The 14,632-nt window shown below is 62.4% G+C and carries 13 protein-coding genes; 3 read left to right on the top strand and 10 right to left on the bottom strand.

Features of this window, described 5'->3' with window-relative positions:
- Window positions 1–153: 153 nt before the first annotated feature.
- Window positions 154–1,251, bottom strand: coding sequence for a uroporphyrinogen decarboxylase (hemE, locus tag AC5WNI_RS00270; protein WP_043331592.1), 1,098 nt, complete (start codon window positions 1,249–1,251; stop codon window positions 154–156).
- A gap of 323 nt (window positions 1,252–1,574) precedes the next feature.
- On the opposite strand from hemE, the gene ribA reads away from it, so the two are divergent.
- A complete protein-coding gene (gene ribA, locus AC5WNI_RS00265) occupies window positions 1,575–2,210 on the top strand; it encodes a GTP cyclohydrolase II (protein ID WP_043331593.1) in 636 nt (211 codons plus the stop codon).
- A 132-nt stretch (window positions 2,211–2,342) separates the two neighbouring features.
- Complete coding sequence (gene trhA / locus AC5WNI_RS00260) at window positions 2,343–3,152, top strand: PAQR family membrane homeostasis protein TrhA (protein WP_254627024.1); 810 nt, start codon at window positions 2,343–2,345, stop codon at window positions 3,150–3,152.
- Between the two features lie 212 nt (window positions 3,153–3,364).
- Here the strand turns inward: trhA and AC5WNI_RS00255 are convergent, their stop codons facing one another.
- The 5 genes from AC5WNI_RS00255 to xseB all read right to left on the bottom strand — a co-directional run bounded on the left by AC5WNI_RS00255 (window position 3,365) and on the right by xseB (window position 9,379).
- A complete protein-coding gene (locus tag AC5WNI_RS00255; RefSeq protein WP_282627856.1) occupies window positions 3,365–4,660 on the bottom strand; it encodes a DUF4172 domain-containing protein in 1,296 nt (431 codons plus the stop codon).
- A gap of 698 nt (window positions 4,661–5,358) precedes the next feature.
- Window positions 5,359–5,988 (bottom strand): glutathione S-transferase family protein, encoded by a 630-nt coding sequence (locus AC5WNI_RS00250; RefSeq protein WP_175088962.1) that lies wholly within the window; start codon window positions 5,986–5,988, stop codon window positions 5,359–5,361.
- Between the two features lie 239 nt (window positions 5,989–6,227).
- A complete protein-coding gene (gene dxs / locus AC5WNI_RS00245) occupies window positions 6,228–8,150 on the bottom strand; it encodes a 1-deoxy-D-xylulose-5-phosphate synthase (RefSeq protein WP_175088961.1) in 1,923 nt (640 codons plus the stop codon).
- 12 nt (window positions 8,151–8,162) lie between these two features.
- Window positions 8,163–9,095: a polyprenyl synthetase family protein gene (locus tag AC5WNI_RS00240; RefSeq protein WP_487885833.1), complete on the bottom strand. Its 933-nt coding sequence runs from the start codon at window positions 9,093–9,095 to the stop codon at window positions 8,163–8,165.
- Window positions 9,095–9,379, bottom strand: coding sequence for an exodeoxyribonuclease VII small subunit (gene xseB, locus AC5WNI_RS00235; protein ID WP_175088959.1), 285 nt, complete (start codon window positions 9,377–9,379; stop codon window positions 9,095–9,097). The genes AC5WNI_RS00240 and xseB overlap by 1 nt, the downstream gene beginning before the upstream one ends.
- Window positions 9,380–9,700: 321 nt before the next feature.
- Between xseB and serA the strand changes: the two genes are divergently transcribed.
- The gene (serA, locus tag AC5WNI_RS00230; protein ID WP_043331602.1) at window positions 9,701–10,951 is read left to right on the top strand and encodes a phosphoglycerate dehydrogenase; all 1,251 of its coding nucleotides are present in this window, start codon (window positions 9,701–9,703) and stop codon (window positions 10,949–10,951) included.
- A gap of 288 nt (window positions 10,952–11,239) precedes the next feature.
- Here the strand turns inward: serA and AC5WNI_RS00225 are convergent, their stop codons facing one another.
- The 4 genes from AC5WNI_RS00225 to pyrR all read right to left on the bottom strand — a co-directional run bounded on the left by AC5WNI_RS00225 (window position 11,240) and on the right by pyrR (window position 14,565).
- Window positions 11,240–11,425, bottom strand: coding sequence for a tautomerase family protein (locus AC5WNI_RS00225; protein ID WP_043331603.1), 186 nt, complete (start codon window positions 11,423–11,425; stop codon window positions 11,240–11,242).
- Window positions 11,426–11,720: 295 nt separating this feature from the next.
- On the bottom strand, window positions 11,721–12,986 hold the full coding sequence (locus AC5WNI_RS00220) for a dihydroorotase (protein ID WP_175088958.1): 1,266 nt from the start codon (window positions 12,984–12,986) through the stop codon (window positions 11,721–11,723).
- Window positions 12,983–14,035: an aspartate carbamoyltransferase catalytic subunit gene (locus AC5WNI_RS00215; protein WP_175088957.1), complete on the bottom strand. Its 1,053-nt coding sequence runs from the start codon at window positions 14,033–14,035 to the stop codon at window positions 12,983–12,985. The genes AC5WNI_RS00220 and AC5WNI_RS00215 overlap by 4 nt, the downstream gene beginning before the upstream one ends.
- Window positions 14,032–14,565 carry a bifunctional pyr operon transcriptional regulator/uracil phosphoribosyltransferase PyrR gene (gene pyrR, locus AC5WNI_RS00210; protein WP_175088956.1) on the bottom strand — a complete coding sequence of 178 codons (534 nt, stop codon included), beginning with the start codon at window positions 14,563–14,565 and terminating at the stop codon, window positions 14,032–14,034. Before pyrR ends, AC5WNI_RS00215 begins: the two co-directional genes overlap by 4 nt.
- Between the last annotated feature and the right edge of the window lie 67 nt (window positions 14,566–14,632).

Here is a 14,632-nt window from a genome sequence, read left to right as displayed (position 1 = left end):
CTGACGCCCCCGCTTTGCGGCCATCGCGGTGCCCGGCCTGCCATGGCGCCGGGTGCACTGCCCGGCGCCCTTCTGCTGGCAGCCCTGCTGCTTGCCACCTTCTACAGGCAGCTACAGGGGTGACAGCAGAAAAGACCATTAAGGGCATCCCCATCAACCGCGGGCAACCGGTGTCGCATTGGCGGCGTCATCCTGATGGTAGGCCGGGCTCAGCTCGTGCAGCGCATCCATCAGGGCATTGACGTTACCCGGGTCGGTGAACTGGCTGATGCCGTGACCCAGATTGAAGATATGGCCCGGCCCCTGGCCGTAGCTGTCGAGGATACGCCCGACTTCGGCACGAATGGCGGCCGGCGTACCGAACAGCGCATTCGGGTCCAGGTTGCCCTGCAGGGCCACACGGTGGCCGACACGCTCACGCGCATTGGACATCTCGGTGGTCCAGTCGAGGCCGACGGCATCACAGCCGGTGGCGGCGATGTGCTCGAGCCATTGGCCACCATTCTTGGTGAACAGGATCACCGGCACACGGTTGCCTTCGCTGTCCGGCTTGAGGCCGGCGACGATCTGCTCCATGTAGCGCAGCGAGAACTCGAGGTAGGCCGGCGTGGACAGGGTGCCGCCCCAGGTATCGAAGATCTGCACCGCCTGAGCACCCGCAGCAATCTGGGCATTCAGGTAGTCGGTAACGGCCTGCGCCAGGGTGTCGAGCAGCTGATGCATGGCTTCCGGATTGGAATACATCAGGCCCTTCACGTGACGGAAGTCCTTGCTGGAACCGCCCTCGACCATATAGGTAGCCAGTGTCCACGGGCTGCCGGAGAAACCGATCAGCGGCACGCGACCGTTCAGCTCACGGCGGATGGTGGACACGGCACGCATGACGTAGTCGAGATCACGCTCGACATTCGGCACGCTCAGCGCCGCGATTTCCTCGGCAGTCCGCACTGTCTTGCGGAATTTCGGGCCTTCGCCAGTCTCGAAGTAAAGGCCCAGCCCCATGGCATCCGGGATGGTCAGGATGTCGGAGAACAGGATGGCGGCATCCAGCGGGAAGCGCTCCAGCGGCTGCAGCGTCACCTCGCAGGCACGCGCGGTGTCCATGCACAGGTCCATGAAGCCACCGGCCTGACCACGGACTTCGCGATATTCCGGCAGATAGCGGCCAGCCTGGCGCATCATCCAGACGGGAGTACGGTCGACCGGCTGACGGGCCAGCGCGCGCAGGAAGCGATCATTCTTCAAGGTCATCGGAATCACACATCAGCTCGGGGAATGTCTCGGCATTCTATCAGAGCCTGAGAAAAATCCCGCCCATCGTGGTGATGCAACAAATACATTGGCAAATCGCCCCACCTTATAGTCCCTTTGCTGGCGTCATCCGGCCATTGTGGTGGTGGCGGCAACAACGCTTTTCCATACAGAGCGATGAGTCATCGGCCACAGACTGGTAAACTCGCCACATGACTGCATGCTGGCCGCAGGTATCTCGAGCGACTCATCGAGACATTGCCGGACTGCCGCATGCCCGCGCTTTTTCAGCCCGGCGATTGTCCGGGCGTTCGAGGTGAACAGTGACCATTCGATTCATCGCCGCCTCGCGGCTGCCAACGCCCTGGGCGACCTTCACCATGCACGGTTTCGAGGATGAGACCACCGGCAAGGACCACATCGCCCTGACCCTGGGCGACATCGATGACGGCGCGCCGGTGCTGGGCCGCGTGCATTCCGAGTGCCTGACCGGCGACGCCCTCTTCTCGATGCGCTGTGACTGCGGCTATCAGCTGCAGGAAGCGCTCAAGCGCATTGCCGCCGAAGGCCGCGGCGTGTTGCTCTATCTACGCCAGGAGGGCCGCGGTATCGGTCTGCTCAACAAGATTCGCGCCTATGAGCTGCAGGATGGCGGCGCCGATACCGTCGAGGCCAATGAGCGCCTCGGCTTCGGGGCTGACATGCGCCGCTATGATATCTGTGTGCCGATGCTGGAGCATCTCGGCGTCAGCACGCTCAAGCTGATGACCAACAACCCGCGCAAGGTCGATGCCCTGACCCGTGATGGTGTCACCATCAGTGAGCGCCAGCCGATCACCACCGGCCTGAATCCGCACAACGAGCACTATCTCTCGACCAAGGCGGGCAAGCTGGGCCACATGATGGCACTGGATGATTTCACCCAGGCAAGCGACGTAGATATCGAGCGCAGCGAGTAGCCACGCGCGGGGGGAGCCTGATTGGCTCCCCCTTCCTTTATAGGCAGATGACTGGCTGGCACAGCGAGCGTGACATGACGACGTCACCCGCCAGGAGTAGGCTGGAGTCGAACCCGCGCCGGAGACACCGCCATGCGCAAAGACTCAATGGCTGAATCATCACAGCCTTCTTCATCGCAACCTCAGTCATCACAGCCTTCGTCAACACGGCCCGCCTCGACACCTCCTCAGGCATCACCCTCTTCCAGCGCATCGCCTGCCGATGACGCAGATTCACGCGACACCTCCGCAACGCCTGCTCTCTATACCTGGCTGGAGGAATGGCTGCACAGCGCCAGCCACGGCATCGGCGCCGTCATGGGCCTCGTCGGCATGATCGTGCTGATCGTGATGGCCAGCCTCGCCGCCGAAGTCGACCCCTGGAAGATCGTCAGCGTCAGCCTCTACGGCCTGACCCTGGTGGTGCTGTATGCGGCCTCGACGCTCTATCACGGTATCCGTCACCCACGCCTGAAATATGCCTTCCAGCTGCTGGATCACTGTGCCATCTATCTACTGATCGCCGGCACCTATACGCCATTCCTGCTGGTCAATCTTCGCGGCCCGACCGGCTGGACGCTATTCGCCATCATCTGGTCGCTCGCGCTGGGCGGCATCTTCCTCAAGCTGCGCTGGCCTGAACGCTTCAGCGCCCTGCGCGTGAGCGTCTATCTGCTGATGGGCTGGTTGATCGTGTTCGCCTCACCGATGCTGGTCGAGAAGCTCTCCGAGACGGGGCTCGTCCTGCTGGTCGCCGGCGGCATCACCTATACCCTGGGCGTGATCTTCTTTCTGATGACGCGCCTGCGCTATCACCACGCCATATGGCACCTGTTCGTGCTTGGTGGCAGTACCTGCCACTTCTTTGCCATCTATACCGCAGTGCTGCCGTATTCCGTGTGACGTAGTCGGGGGCCGCCACGCTGGCCAGCGCTCTTGAGCACATCGGCTTGAAAGCACAGGTTTGAGAACACGGCACTGAGAACACGGGCAAGCCACCTCAAAAAAGCGGGGAGGGTCGTCATGACCCTCCCCGCTTTTTTTCGCGATTTTTTGACCCTTCAAGACTCATCCCTCACAGCACTGTTTCCTTGAGGCGCTATTTTCTTGAAGAGCTATTTCCCTGTGGCGCTATCTTCCTGAGGAACGAAGACCGGCAAGCGATACCGGGTTCCGCGCCCGACACCGTAACTTTCCAGTACCTGCTTGGCGGTCAGATCGGCGAGATCGCGGGCGGCGGTAGGGTCGGAGGTATCAACCAGGGCTCGGTATTCGGCGCGACCCACGCCCTCTTCGTCATCTCGCTCCAACAATGTCAGTACCAGCTCGCGCTGGCGGGCATTCAGCGGCGTACGCGCGTGCTCCAGCCACAGACGCTCGGCGCGCTGGACGCGCTGGTAATGGAAGGCCGTCCGACGACCGGCGTCGCGCAGGCGCAAAAGCCACCACTCGGCCCAGACATTCATGTCACCGGGCGCTGCATCCTCCACCTCACCATTGAGCGCGCGGTCCAGCTGCGGCGGCAGCTGATGGCCGCTGGCAGAGGTCTGAGGCTTGCCGAGATAACGCTGCTCCAGCTCGCGCAATTCATCCTGATGCTCGATCACCACCGAGAACAGCGCCTGGCGGCGCCAGCAGAGTTGCTCCAGCGCTTCCGGCTCCCAGCGCTCGGCGACCTTGCCGACAAACTCGCCCTGCTGCTGCAACGCGGCCAGGGCATCGATTCGTGTCAGCCAACGCATCAGCAGCAAGCGCCCGATCAAGCCGTTGCCCAAGGCCAGCGGTGCGAGCGCCTGCCAGTGCGCATGCAGCTGCAGGGCATTCAATACTCCTGAGTTATCCACATCCGGTTCTTCCGTCGCCAGACGCTGCCAGAAGACATCCAGCTCCCGGTCCAGCGCATCGGGGTTCTCCGCCGGAGCGCGATAACGCAAGCGCTTGAGACCGTAACGACCGCTGACCGCTTCGTAGCGCGCCTCGCGCCATGTACCGAGTGGCTGACCACTACTACGCGGCAGGAAAGGCCCCAGACGCCGATGCCACTCGAGCACCTGTTGGCGGGTCAGCGGCTGAAATGCCGTGCGCACGACTTCCAGCGTCACATCCACGAAGACTTCGACACCAGGCGCCGGTCCGCGCGGTGACTCCTGATGGCCGGACTCCAGCCCCAGCGCCTGATACAGCGCATCACGCAACGCCGCCCGCCCGAGCACCACACCGGACAGCTGGGCACTGGCTTCCATCTCTTCGCTGAGGAGCGTCGCCTCGAGACGCAGGCGTTGTCGGGGATAGAGATTCTGCCCCTGAGCGACCAGCGGCGACATCACCGCCTGGGTCGCCGCCAACTGCCCCATCAAGGGCATGACCTCCAACCGACCTCGTGGCCAGTCAGGCTGCTGCCAGATCCACATAAGTTGTTACTCCCATTGAGGTTTTCATCAACATCCTATCAAAAAGATCCGCAATAAACCATATATCGAATCAATAAATGATGCGAAAAATAGACAATATACGATCACTGATCTCGAATTGATCGATTGCATGTCATGAAAATCTAATAAACCTCTCAACCCCATGATTTTCATCGGATATGTCGCCGCTCATATCGCATGAGTGCTGCCTAATCCCTCATAACGATCAATAGTTGACCATCATGACGAAATAGGCCAATCATCGAATCATTAATAGATACAAAAAAGAATAAACAGCGCATCATTCAGCGCCTGATGGCTGAAACCCATCCTCGATCGATGGCTTGCCTCGCGCCGCCCTGGCGCACCGCACTGTCTCGAACTGACCTGACTCGAACTGACTGCCTCGAGCCGACCTGAGTCAGCCGTCACCAGACAGCCAGGGGTGCCCCCGGGCGGCTGACGTCGCTGAACGCGCAAGGCGACCTCTCAACCTCGCCAGGCATCCTGCAAGCGCCTCCAAGGCCCAGAAACGCAAAAGGCGCCACCCTGATATCAGGATGGCGCCTCGTAGCGTGTACTCGCTCTCAGAGCGCTCTCATGGCTTCATTGCAGGACATGCAGGACAGATCAGCCCGTCAGCTTGGCCTGTGGCGGCGTTCCATGACGGCTTTCGACATCAGTTCTGGCAACAGGGCTCAGTGCTGCTGACGCTCCTCGGCGGCCTGTTGCTCTCGCTGACGGGCCCGCTCGCAGGCCGGACGCGCCCGCACCTCTTCGCCCCACTGCTCAAGCACGGCCGGCAGAGGTTGCCCGGCCATCTGCGCCCAGCTGAGGGTCTGGGCGAGGAAGATATCGGCGACACTGAATTCATCGGCCACCAGCCAACCCTGACCACCGAAGCGGCGCTGAAGTGCCTTGAGAGCACGCTGGAATTCCCATTGGGCTGTCTGCTTGATGGCATCACAGCGTTGGTCCACCGGCAGCGCGAAGGTGTGCTTGGCCAATGTCCACAGCGGCTGCTCAAGCTCGGTGGTGAGGAAACTGAGCCATTGATCCATCTGTGCCTGTCCAGCCAGCGATTGTGGCAGCAGTCGCCCTTCTCGCGCTGCCAGGTAGCGGCAGATGGCGCTGGACTCGAACAGGACCAGCTCACCATCCACCAGGGCTGGCGCCTTGCCATCGGGATGAATGGCCAGGTATTCAGGGCTGTACCCCTCACCGGCCTTCAGATCCAGACCATGAATCCGGTATTCGAGTCCCAGTTCCTCGAGTGTCCAGGCGACCCGCAGCGAGCGGGAATTCGGGTAGCTGTAGAGAGTCAACATGGTCGGGCGCACTCCGTGGCGTTGCGGTGGTGACTGGCGCAGGTGACGGCTTTCGCGCCGGCCAGGCCCTGGCTGCTTGAGCATAGGGCTTGATGGTCATCCAGCATGGGCGGGAAGTCGCGGAGATTCCATGCATCCTTCGCCGTCTCGGCGCAGGCAGTCACGCAACGAAAAACGCCTGTGGACAACTCGAACGCTCGAGTCATCCACAGGCGTTTCGGTATTGCATGCCACCAGGATCAGCTGGCGAGGCGAGCCTCGATACTGGCGCGAATGCCGGCGGCATCCAGACCGCAATCACGCAGCAGCTCGACCGGCTTGCCATGCTCGACGAAGCCATCCGGCAGCCCCAGCAGCAGCATGGGCTGGGCCAGTCCCGCGTTCAGGTAGAGCTCGGCCACGCCGGCTCCCGCGCCACCCGCGATGGCATTCTCTTCGACGGTCACGACCAGGTCGTGCTCCGCGGCGATCTCGAGCAATGCCTCACGGTCCAGCGGCTTGATGGAGCGCAGGTTGAAGTGGGTCGCGTCCAGCGCCTCGGCGACCTCGGCCACCGGCGTATTCATGCTGCCCACGGCGACGATGGCGACACGCACCTCGGGGCTGCCACTGATACGACGACGGTATTCCCCCTGGCCGATGGCCATTGGCGTCAGGTCGGCATCGGTGGCCACCCCCGGCCCGGTACCGCGCGGATAGCGCACCGCGGCCGGCCCGGGATGCGCCAGTGCCGCGCTCAGCATGCCACGGCACTCAGCTTCATCGGCCGGCGCCATCAGCACCAGCTCCGGCACACAGCGCAGGAAGGACATGTCCAGGCTGCCGTGATGCGTCGGGCCGTCCTCGCCGACCAGACCGGCACGATCGATGGCAAAGGTCACGTCCAGTTTCTGCACCGCAACATCGTGGATCAGCTGATCATAGCCACGCTGCAGGAAGGTGGAATAGATCGCCACCACCGGCTTCATGCCCTCACAGGCCATGCCCGCTGCCACTGTCACCGCGTGCTGCTCCGCGATGGCGACATCGTAGTAGCGATCAGGATATTCCTTCGAGAAACGTACCAGATCCGAGCCTTCCCGCATGGCCGGCGTGATGCCGATGACGCGCGCATCAGCGCTAGCGGCATCACACAGCCAGTTGCCGAAGACACTGCAGTATTTCTGCGGCTTGGGAGCCGGCGCGTCGGTGACGGCAGGCGCCTGCTCGGCTGCCTGGGGCGCGGCCTTCTCGAGCTTGGTGATGGCGTGATAGCCGATCGGGTCACGCTCCGCCGGCAGGAAGCCCTTGCCCTTGCGCGTCACCACATGCAGGAACTGCGGGCCATCCAGATCACGCATGTTGCGCAACGTCTGCACCAGCGCCGGCAGGTCATGGCCGTCGATGGGGCCGATGTAGTTGAAACCCATCTCCTCGAACAGTGTCGCCGGGCTGATGAAGCCCTTCATGTGCTCTTCGGTACGCTTGGCAAGCTCCAGCGCGCCCGGCAAGGGCGACAGCAGTCGCTTGCCGTTGGCACGCATCTGGGTATACGGCTTGCTGGCCAGAATACGTGCCAGGTAACTTGCCAGGCCGCCGACATTCTCGGAGATCGACATCTCGTTGTCGTTGAGCACGACCAGCATATTGGCCTTCACGTGCCCGGCATGCGCCAGCGCCTCGAACGCCATGCCAGCCGTCAGGGCACCATCGCCGATCACCGCACAGGCACGCCGTGACTCACCCGCCGTGCGGGCGCCGAGCGCCATGCCCAGCGCCGCACTGATCGAGGTGCTGGAATGGCCCACCCCGAAGGTGTCGAACTCGCTCTCGGCACGCTTGGGGAAGGCAGACAGGCCATTGTACTGGCGCATGCTGTACATGGCTTCACGACGGCCGGTCAGAATCTTGTGCGGATAGGCCTGATGACCCACGTCCCACACCAGACGGTCATGGGGCGTTTCCAGCGCATGATGGAGCGCCACGGTCAGCTCGACCACACCGAGCCCGGCACCGAAGTGCCCGCCGGTACAGCCGACGCTGTACAACAGGTAGGCGCGCAGTTCGTCAGCCAATTGGCGCAGCTGTGCCGCGCTCATGGCGCGCAGCGCTTGAGGTGTCTCGACCGCATCGAGCAGTGGCGTCGCGGGGCGCGCCTGAGGTATCTCGTCAAACAGCTTCATAGGCGTCAGGAATCAGTGGTCTCGCTCGATCATGTAGCGCGCCAGCACCGCGAGTGGCTCTGCGGCCTCTCCCAACGGTGCCAGGGCATCCAGGGCCTCTTGCAGTAGCTGACCTGCTCGCTCTTGAGCACCTTCGAGTCCAAGCAGCGAGGGATAGGTCGGCTTGTCGCGCGCAGCGTCAGCACCGGCCGTCTTGCCAAGCGTTGCGGTGTCGCCCGTCACGTCCAGAATGTCATCCTGGATCTGGAAGGCCAGGCCGATAGCCGAAGCGTAGCGCTCCAGGGCAGCAAGACGCGAATCCTGCTCGTCGACTGCCACCAATCCGCCCAGACGGACCGCGGCGCGAATCAGTGCGCCGGTCTTGTAGGCATGCATGCGTGACAGCGCCTCTACCTCGCGGAACTGCCCGACCGCCTCGAGATCCAGCGCCTGACCGGCCACCATGCCGCGCCGCCCGGAGGCCTCGGCCAGGGTACGCACCAGGGCAGGGGTGCGTACATGGCCGGTCGTCGCCATCACTTCGAAGGAGAGCGTCAACAGGGCATCGCCCGCGAGAATGGCAGTCGCCTCATCAAAGGCGCGATGCACGGTGGGACGGCCACGCCGCAGATCGTCATCGTCCATGGCCGGCAGGTCATCATGGACCAGCGAATAGGCATGCACCAATTCGAGCGCTGCTGCCGCCGCGTCCAGCGCAGCGCTGTTAGCAGCCTCTTCATCGCAACCCAGGGCACGCCCCACCGCATACAGCAGCACGGGGCGCAGACGCTTGCCGCCACCCAGCACGCTGTAGCGCATGGCGTCCTCGAGACGCTCACTCACCGCCGCACTGCCGGGTGTCAACAACGCCTCAAGCACGGCCTCACTGCGGGCCTGTCCAGAGCGGATCAGCTCGCTGGCCTGCGATGCAGTCGGCGTGACTTGCGTATTCAATCCACCTGACATCACCAGTCCTTCTCCTCGTCCGCGTCACCCGCCATGCTGCCTGCGGCATCGGGCGCCGTAAACGCCGTGGGCGTCAGCGCTCCCTCCGGGCCTTCCACCAATGCCTGCAGGCGCAACTCGGCGCTGTCTAGCCGCTGCTGCGCCTCGCGCGCCAGACTCACGCCCTCTTCAAAAGCGCCCAGTGACGCTTCCAGCGACATGTCGCCAGCCTCGAGCCGCGTCACCAACCCTTCAAGACGGGCCAGGGTGGCGGCGAAATCCTGTGGCACTTCCTTTTCGGCCATGGGTGCTCTCGCTCATCCGACCGGGCGGGCCCGGTGTCTCTGTGTGGAGCGCCAGTATAACCCGAAGGGCTTCACGACGCTGCCCACCCCCTGCGCGTGCAGCAAGAGTCACATCAAACGGCTGTGCTGTGAATTTTTCATGCCCGGCACGCGGACATTTCATCCGGAGGCCCCGTCGGCTGTGATATTCTTTGCTCCCCTGTTGACAGCACGCCCCGCTGTTTCTCTGGCATTTTCTTGAGGTGTGACACGCCAGCAGGTCATGAAAAAGACCAAACGAACAGAAACGCCGGCATGACCGGCGAGAGGGTTGATCCGACAATGGCCAAGACGTCCCTGGACAAGAGCAAGATCAAGATTCTATTGCTCGAGGGTGTCCACCAATCCGCCGTGGATAATTTCCTCAACGCGGGTTACACCAACATCGAACTGCTTCAGACCTCGCTGGCCGAGGAAGAACTGATCGAGAAGATCCGCGATGTGCACTTCATCGGCATTCGTTCCCGCACTCAGCTCAACGAGCGCGTGATCTCCGCTGCCGAGAAGCTCACCGCCATCGGCTGCTTCTGCATCGGCACCAACCAGGTTGACCTGGAAGCCGCACTGAAGCGCGGTATCCCCGTGTTCAACGCGCCCTACTCCAACACTCGCTCGGTCGCCGAGCTGGTTCTGGCCGAAGCCATCATGCTGATGCGCGGCGTACCGGAGAAGAGCGCCAAGGCACATCGTGGCCAGTGGATGAAATCCGCCAAGAACAGCCATGAAGTCCGCGGCAAGACGCTGGGCATCGTGGGCTACGGCAGCATCGGCTCCCAGCTGTCCGTGCTCAGCGAATCCCTGGGCCTGGACGTCATCTACTACGATGCCGTCACCAAGCTCGGGATGGGCAATGCCCGTCAGGTGGCAAGCCTGGAAGAGCTGCTGGCACGCGCTGACATCGTCACGCTGCATGTGCCGGAAATCCCCTCCACCAAGTGGATGATGGGCAAGCAGCAATTCGCGCTGATGAAGCAGAACAGCGTCTTCATCAATGCGGCACGCGGCACCACCGTCGTCATCGAAGACCTGGCCGAAGCCCTCTCCAGCGGCAAGCTGCTGGGCGCCGCCATCGATGTCTTCCCGGTAGAGCCGAAAGGCAACGGCGAAGAGTTCGTGTCTCCGCTGCGCGAGTTTGACAATGTCATCCTGACGCCGCACGTCGGTGGCTCCACCATGGAAGCCCAGGAGAACATCGGTGTTGAAGTCGCCGAGAAGCTGGTGACCTACTCCGACAACGGCACCACCATCGGCTCGGTCAACTTCCCGGAAGTCGCCCTGCCGGCGCACCCGGAAAAGCATCGTCTGCTGCATATCCACGACAACGTTCCGGGCGTGCTGTCACGCATCAACCAGGTGCTGTCCGAGGAAGGTATCAACATCTCTGGCCAGTACCTGCAGACCAACAACACGGTCGGCTATGTGGTCATCGATGTCGACAAGGCCTACGGCAAGAAAGCGCTCGAAGCGCTCAAGACCGTCGACCATACCCTGCGTATCCGGACTCTCTACTCGGAAGCTGATTTCGAGAACTGAGTCCGTGCTCTGCTTCATGGCCGTGGAGCAGAGGGCAGGCAAATGAAAACGCCGCAGCCAGAAATGGCTGCGGCGTTTTTTCGTTGCGGATTATCAGGCGCGTTGGCTCTTCGCGTGTCTTGCTTCCCACTCCCCTCCTTCATGCCTCTGCCATCCATCAGCCGACTTCCCATACTCTGACACTGCCGACCAGGACCAAGGGTGTGTTTCACGTGGAACATCTTTATTCCTCGCAAAACACCTTTTGAATCAAATAGATGAAAAAAGCGCCCGATTGAAAATTTTCTCTCACCGCTCTGACAATGGCGTACCAGCGACGGCCCAGTTTTCCGGCTCCACTTCCTGCAGCACCACCCAGACGGACTGCTCACGCACGCCCAGCACGCGAGCCGTCTCGCGCGTCAACGCCTCCACCAGCTCTCGCTTCTGTTCCTGTGTCTTGCCAGTCAGAAATTCCGCACGAATCATCGGCATGGTTGTCTCTCCTTGTTATTCATGTCTCTTTTTCAGCGTGCCTGGCCAGCCTCGGCTCGCGATTGCCATAGTCGCCTTATGGCGCTGCGGCCTATGTTCCACGTGAAACATCAACCAGCAGCAATAAGCGCAGCCCAGCGGTGTCACTCTGCGGCATAGGCTGGTAAAGAAATTGGCTGCTTTACGATAAAGCAGCCAATCCTCACCACACACCATCCAGGAATTGCTTTTATATCAGCCTGTTGGCGAGCTTGAGCCAGATATCTCAAGCATCATGTTCCACGTGAAACACTGCTTAGACGTAGCAGGTATCGCCCAGCAGCACTTCCTCGACGCGACCCTTCAACAGCATGCCAAGCAGTGGTGTGTTATGGCCGGCACTGACCAGCGTCTCGCTTGAGACATGCCATTCCTGCTCCATATCGATCACCGCCAGATCACAGTACTCACCCACTTTCAGCATGCCGCCCTTGAGCCCGAAGCGTCTGGCACTGAACGTCAATGTCTCGATCAGGCGAGGCAGGCTGAGCAGCTCGGCCTTCACCAGCGCCAGCCCCAGCGGCAGCATGGTTTCCAGGCTGGTCATGCCGGGCTCGGATACTGCGAAGGGTGCGCTCTTGGCAGCGGCTTCATGGGGCAGATGATCACTGACGATGGCATCGATGGTGCCATCGATCACACCGGCCCGCAGCGCATCCCGGTCTGCCGCGCTACGCAGTGGCGGCTCCAGATGGAAGTTGGCATTGAAGCCTTCCAGTTGCTCATCGGTCCAGTGCAATTGCGCCATCGACACATCCGCACTGATATCCAGCCCTCTGGCCTTGGCATCACGTACCAGCTCGACGGCCCGTGCGCTGGAGAGCAGCGACACATGCGCCCGCACGCCGGTCTGCTCGATCAACAGCAGCCACTGGGTCAGAGCGACCGTTTCGGCAGATTCCGGGATGCCGGCCAGCCCGAGACGCGAGGCTATGGCGCCCTCATGGGCGCAGCCCTGCCCGGCCAAGGCGGCCTCCTGGGCCTGGAACACGACGGTGATATCAAAGGTCCGCGCGTATTCCAGACAACGCCGCAGTACACCGAGATCGCGTATCGGCTGGCGCAGGTTGGTCAGTGCCACACAGCCTGCGGATTTGAGCGCGGCCATATTGGCAAGCAGCTCACCTTCCAGCCCCTGCGTCAGCGCTCCCAAGGGCGCAAGACGCACCCCCGCCACATCACGCGCGCGGTCCAGCAGCGTACGAATATGCGAGGCGCTGTCGAGCACCGGGCTGGTGTCGGGGCGCGGCAGGATGGTCGCGTAACCACCCGCCAGAGCGGCGGCCGACTCACTGACCAGGCTGCCCTTGTAGCGCGGGCCCGGGTCGCGCAGGTGCGCGCCAAGATCGATGAAGGCCGGCGTGACCAGCTTGCCCGCCAGCTCATCACGCTGCTCGGCACTGAAATCCGCCGGTGCTTCGCCGATCGCGATCAGACGGCCGCCATCGAGATGCAGGTCGTACTGGCCATCGCGGCCGTTGGTCGGGTCGATCACCCGTGCATTGATCAGGCTGCGTTTCATGCGCCAGCTCCTCGTGAACGTTCACCCCTGCGCTCGGCGCGCGCCTTCATCTGTCCGGAGACCGCCATCGACAGCACCGCCATGCGCACCGCGATACCGTTGGTGACCTGATCGAGTATCAGCGAGCGCGGGCCATCCGCGACGGCGGATTCGATCTCGACACCCCGGTTGATCGGCCCCGGATGCATTACCACGGCGTCAGGATGCGCGTGTGCCAGGCTTTCGCGGGTCAGACCATAGCGACGGTAGTATTCCGATTCCGAGGGCAACAGTGCGCCATCCATGCGCTCCTTCTGCAGGCGCAGCATGATGACGACATCGACATCCTTCAGCCCTGCTGACAGCTCAGTGAAGACCTGACATCCCAGCGTCTCGACCCCGATGGGCAGCAGCGTCTGCGGCGCGACCACACGCACCTCCGCTGCGCCCAGCGTATTGAGCGCCTGAATCTGCGAGCGAGCGACGCGCGAATGCAGGATGTCACCGACGATCGCGACGCGTAGATTGGCGAACTCGCCCTTGTGACGGCGGATGGTCAACATGTCGAGCATCGCCTGAGTCGGGTGTGCATGGCGACCATCGCCGGCATTGATGATCGCCACATGCGGGGTGATCTGGCTGGCGATGAAGTGCGCCGCGCCGGAGTCGCCATGACGCACCACGAAGGCGTCCGCCTGCATGGCCTCGAGATTGACCAGGGTGTCCATCAGCGACTCGCCCTTGGCGGCCGACGAGGTCTTGATGTCCAGATTGAGCACATCCGCCGACAGACGCTTGGCGGCCAGCTCGAAGGTGGCACGCGTCCGGGTCGAGTTCTCGAAGAACAGGTTGGCCACCGTACGCCCGCGCAGCAACGGCACCTTCTTGACCTCGGCATCGCCGATGCCACGGAAGTGATCGGCGGTGTCGAGAATCTCGGTCAGCACGCTGCGCGGCAGGCCTTCGATATCCAGAAAGTGGCGCAGTCTACCCTGCTCATCCAGCTGGACCTGTGCCGGCGAGGCAGCCCGCACCTCCGCGCTGGCCTGCGAGAGATCAAACAGGTTCATGCCGTCACCTCTGTGGTATCGACCAGCGTCAGGCGCAGGTTGTCGGGGCCCTCCAGCTTGATGCGCTTGCCGGGCGCCAGCGCCAGGTTGGCTCCCAGGGCGTCCGGCTGCACCGGTAGCTCACGCCCTGGCAGCTCTACCAGGCAGGCCAGCAGCACGCGGCGCGGACGGCCGTAGTCGAACAGCTCATTGAGCGCCGCGCGCACGGTACGCCCGCTCATCAGCACATCGTCCACCAGCAGCAGATCGCGATTCTCGATATCCGGCAGCTGTGATCCCTGGCCGCCATCCGGCAGGCCCTTGTGGCCGAAGTCGTCGCGCCAGAAACCGATATCCAGTGTCGCGAGGGGCTCCTCAAGCCCCAGCCGCTTACGCAGTGCCTGGGCGACCCAGACACCGCCGGTATGAATGCCGACCGGAATCAGACGTTCACGATCGAGTTCACGGCGCTCGAACAGCAATTCGAGCTCTTCGGTCATGGCCTCGAGCAATGCCTCGACCTCTGGCAGCGTTTCATGTTCTTCGTGCATCTCAGACTCTTGCATGGATATCGCTTCCTATCTTCCCTGCCGGATGGCGGCAAACAGACAAAAAAAA

This window comes from Cobetia sp. PDI-12MA, assembly GCF_059507695.1.
Note: the sequence above shows the minus strand (reverse complement) of the source record. Positions and strands in the feature narration are given on the sequence as shown.

What these genes read in the sequence shown, in the direction of transcription:
- hemE (WP_043331592.1), bottom strand. Translation starts at nt 1,251, where the DNA reads ATGACCTTGAAGAATGATCGCTTCCTGCGCGCGCTGGCCCGTCAGCCG.
- trhA (WP_254627024.1), top strand. Translation starts at nt 2,343, where the DNA reads ATGCGCAAAGACTCAATGGCTGAATCATCACAGCCTTCTTCATCGCAA.
- AC5WNI_RS00255 (WP_282627856.1), bottom strand. Translation starts at nt 4,660, where the DNA reads ATGTGGATCTGGCAGCAGCCTGACTGGCCACGAGGTCGGTTGGAGGTC.
- AC5WNI_RS00250 (WP_175088962.1), bottom strand. Translation starts at nt 5,988, where the DNA reads ATGTTGACTCTCTACAGCTACCCGAATTCCCGCTCGCTGCGGGTCGCC.
- dxs (WP_175088961.1), bottom strand. Translation starts at nt 8,150, where the DNA reads ATGAAGCTGTTTGACGAGATACCTCAGGCGCGCCCCGCGACGCCACTG.
- AC5WNI_RS00240 (WP_487885833.1), bottom strand. Translation starts at nt 9,095, where the DNA reads ATGTCAGGTGGATTGAATACGCAAGTCACGCCGACTGCATCGCAGGCC.
- xseB (WP_175088959.1), bottom strand. Translation starts at nt 9,379, where the DNA reads ATGGCCGAAAAGGAAGTGCCACAGGATTTCGCCGCCACCCTGGCCCGT.
- serA (WP_043331602.1), top strand. Translation starts at nt 9,701, where the DNA reads ATGGCCAAGACGTCCCTGGACAAGAGCAAGATCAAGATTCTATTGCTC.
- AC5WNI_RS00225 (WP_043331603.1), bottom strand. Translation starts at nt 11,425, where the DNA reads ATGCCGATGATTCGTGCGGAATTTCTGACTGGCAAGACACAGGAACAG.
- AC5WNI_RS00220 (WP_175088958.1), bottom strand. Translation starts at nt 12,986, where the DNA reads ATGAAACGCAGCCTGATCAATGCACGGGTGATCGACCCGACCAACGGC.
- AC5WNI_RS00215 (WP_175088957.1), bottom strand. Translation starts at nt 14,035, where the DNA reads ATGAACCTGTTTGATCTCTCGCAGGCCAGCGCGGAGGTGCGGGCTGCC.
- pyrR (WP_175088956.1), bottom strand. Translation starts at nt 14,565, where the DNA reads ATGCACGAAGAACATGAAACGCTGCCAGAGGTCGAGGCATTGCTCGAG.